The organism is Mesorhizobium sp. M4A.F.Ca.ET.022.05.2.1, assembly GCF_003998845.1.
Taxonomy (GTDB): domain Bacteria; phylum Pseudomonadota; class Alphaproteobacteria; order Rhizobiales; family Rhizobiaceae; genus Mesorhizobium.
The window spans coordinates 1-3,157 of the sequence record NZ_RZOJ01000556.1; the positions used below are offsets into that span (position 1 = coordinate 1).

General features: G+C 64.8%; 3 protein-coding genes. All 3 read left to right on the top strand.

Annotation, left to right across the window (positions count from 1 at the left end; genetic code table 11):
* On the top strand, positions 1-1,150 hold a 1,150-nt coding region (gene glpD / locus EN745_RS32550), incomplete at its 5' end, for a glycerol-3-phosphate dehydrogenase (RefSeq protein WP_127423144.1).
* A 38-nt stretch (positions 1,151-1,188) separates the two neighbouring features.
* On the top strand, positions 1,189-2,271 hold the full coding sequence (locus EN745_RS32555; RefSeq protein WP_127423145.1) for an ABC transporter ATP-binding protein: 1,083 nt from the start codon (positions 1,189-1,191) through the stop codon (positions 2,269-2,271).
* 10 nt (positions 2,272-2,281) lie between these two features.
* On the top strand, positions 2,282-3,157 hold an 876-nt coding region (locus EN745_RS32560), incomplete at its 3' end, for an ABC transporter ATP-binding protein (protein WP_145992266.1).

A 3,157-nucleotide genomic window follows, 5' to 3' on the forward strand; every position in this document is an offset into this window, starting at 1 on the left:
GGACATGGGGACGGATCCGGCCGGCAAGCCGCTGAAGCCGCTGTTTCGCAAGGCCTTCGAATATTCCGACGGCTGGGTCAACGATGCCCGCCTGGTGGCACTGAATGCTCGCGACGCCGCCGACCGCGGCGCGATCATCCGCACCCGCACCAAGGTCGTCGGCGCGCGTCGCGAAGGCGACCTCTGGGCAATCCGGCTCGAGGACCTGAGGACCGGTGACACCGAGGAAGTCAAGGCCAGGCTTCTGGTCAACGCCGCCGGCCCCTGGGTCGATCACGTGCTTTCGGCGACGGTCGGCCAGAACGACGTCCACAATGTCCGCCTCGTGCAAGGCAGCCACATCGTCATCGCCAAGAAGTTCGATGATCCGCGCGCCTATTTCTTCCAGAACAAGGATGGCCGCATCATCTTCGCCATTCCCTATGAGGAAGAGTTCACGCTGATCGGCACCACCGACCGCGACTATCCGGGCGATCCGCATGATGTGAAGATCAGCGACACCGAGATTGACTATCTCTGCGCCGCGGCAAGCGAGTATTTCGCGCAACCGGTCAAGCGTTCCGACATCGTCTGGACCTATTCGGCCGTGCGCCCGCTTTATGACGACGGCGCCTCTAGGGCGCAGGAAGCGACCCGCGACTATGTTCTGAAAACCGATGGCGGCGAGGGGTCCGCGCCGATCATCAACGCCTTCGGCGGCAAGATCACCACCTATCGCCGGCTGTCGGAATCGATGCTGGAAAAGATCGAAAGCTTCCTCGGCAAGCGCGGAAAGCCCTGGACCTCGAACGCGCCGCTGCCGGGCGGCAATTTCCCGCCCACCGGCTTCGAGGCGCAAGTTGCGAAACTGAAGAGCGCCTATCCGTTCCTCGATCAGCGCCTGGCGCGTCGGTTGACCCGGCTCTACGGCACGCTGGCGCAGGCCGTGCTGGGGCTCGCCAAGTCGAATGCCGATCTCGGCCGCAACTTCGGCGCTGATCTCTACGAAGCCGAGGTTCGCTACCTCGTCGAAAACGAATGGGCGCTGACCGCTGAGGATGTATTGTGGCGCCGGACCAAGCGTGGCCTGCATCTCAGTCGCGAGCAGGCCGCGACGCTCGACGAATTCATGCGTGGAATAAGTCGCCGCCATGTCGCGGCGGCCGAATAGGATGGCCGTGTGATGCACAGAGCCGGGGAGGAGGCATCATGCTGGAATTGAGAAACGTGTCGAAGACGGTCGGCGCGGCGGAGCATATCCGCGACGTGTCGCTGACGCTCCAGCACGGCTCGCTGAACGTGCTGCTCGGACCGACGCTGTCCGGCAAGACCAGCCTGATGCGGCTGATGGCCGGCCTCGACGCGCCGACCTCCGGCTCGGTCTGGTTCGACGGCAAGGACGTCACCGGCCAGCCGGTGCAGAAGCGCAACGTCGCCATGGTCTATCAGCAGTTCATCAACTACCCGGCGATGACCGTTTACGAGAACATCGCCTCGCCGCTGAGGGTCGCCGGCGCCGAGCAGGCGAAGATCGACAAGGAAGTGCGCAACGCCGCGGCACTGCTGAAGCTCACGCCCTATCTCGACCGCACCCCGCTCAGCCTGTCCGGCGGCCAGCAGCAGCGCACCGCGCTCGCCCGCGCCATCGTCAAGAACGCCAGCCTCGTGCTGCTCGACGAGCCACTCGCCAATCTCGACTACAAGCTGCGCGAGGAGCTGCGCGCCGAGCTGCCGAAGATCTTCGCCGCCGCCGGCACCATCTTCGTCTACGCCACCACCGAGCCGCACGAGGCGCTGCTGCTCGGCGGCAATACGGCGACACTTTCGGAAGGCCGCGTCACCCAGTTCGGCCCGACCATCGAGGTGTTCCGCAAGCCGGTCGACCTGGTGACGGCAAGAACCTTTGCCGATCCGCCGCTCAACACCATCGTGCTCGCCAAGAAGGGTCCGGTTTTCCTGCTCGAGGGCGGCGTGACGCTGCCGGTGCCGGCCGAGCTCACCGGCATTGCCGACGCCATCTACACGATCGGCTTCCAGCCGCATCATCTGTCGCTCGAGCGGCCCAATGCCGCCGCCGTGCCGGTGCGGGCCAAGGTCACCATCACCGAGATCACCGGCTCGGAGAGCTTCATCCATCTCGATTTCGCCGACGCCCGTTGGGTGATGCTGACCCACGGCATCCGCGACTTCGAGCCCGACGCCGTGGTCGAGGTGTTCATCGATCCGCGCCACATCATGGTCTTCGACGGAAACGGCCGCGCCGTGGCCGCCGCGCCGAAGCTGGCGGCTTGAGGAGGAAGCGATGGCACGCATCGACGTCAACCACATCCGCCACTCCTACCTGCCCAATCCGCAGAAGGATTCAGATTTCGCCCTGAAGGAGGTGCACCACACCTTCGAGGATGGCGGCGCCTACGCGCTGCTCGGGCCTTCCGGCTGCGGCAAGACCACGCTGCTCAACATTATTTCGGGGCTGCTCCACCCCTCGCACGGCCAGTTGCTGTTCAACGGCAAGGACGTCACCAGGCTGTCCACTCAGGAGCGCAACATCGCCCAGGTGTTCCAGTTCCCGGTCATCTACGACACCATGACCGTCTACGACAATCTGGCCTTCCCGCTGCGCAACCGCGGCGTGCCGGAGGCCGATGTCGACCGCAAGGTGCGCGAGACGCTGGAGATGATCGATCTGGCGTCATGGGCGAACCGGAAAGCGCGCGGCCTGACCGCCGACCAGAAGCAGAAGATCTCGCTTGGCCGCGGCTTGGTGCGTTCGGACGTCAACGCCATCCTGTTCGACGAGCCGCTGACCGTCATCGACCCGCACATGAAGTGGGTGCTGCGCTCGCAGCTGAAGCAACTGCACCGCCGTTTCGGCTACACCATGGTCTATGTCACGCACGACCAGACCGAGGCGCTGACCTTCGCTGACCGGGTGGTGGTCATGTATGACGGCGAGATCGTCCAGATCGGCACGCCGGCCGAATTGTTCGAGCGGCCGCGCCACACCTTTGTCGGCTATTTCATCGGCTCGCCCGGCATGAACGTCATGCCGGTGGCGATCGACGGCAGAACCGCGACGATCGGCAGCCAGCGCATCGAATTGCCGGGCGTGCCCAAGACTGTCAGCGGGAACACCGGCGCCGGCTCGATCGAGCTCGGCATCCGCCCCGAATATGTC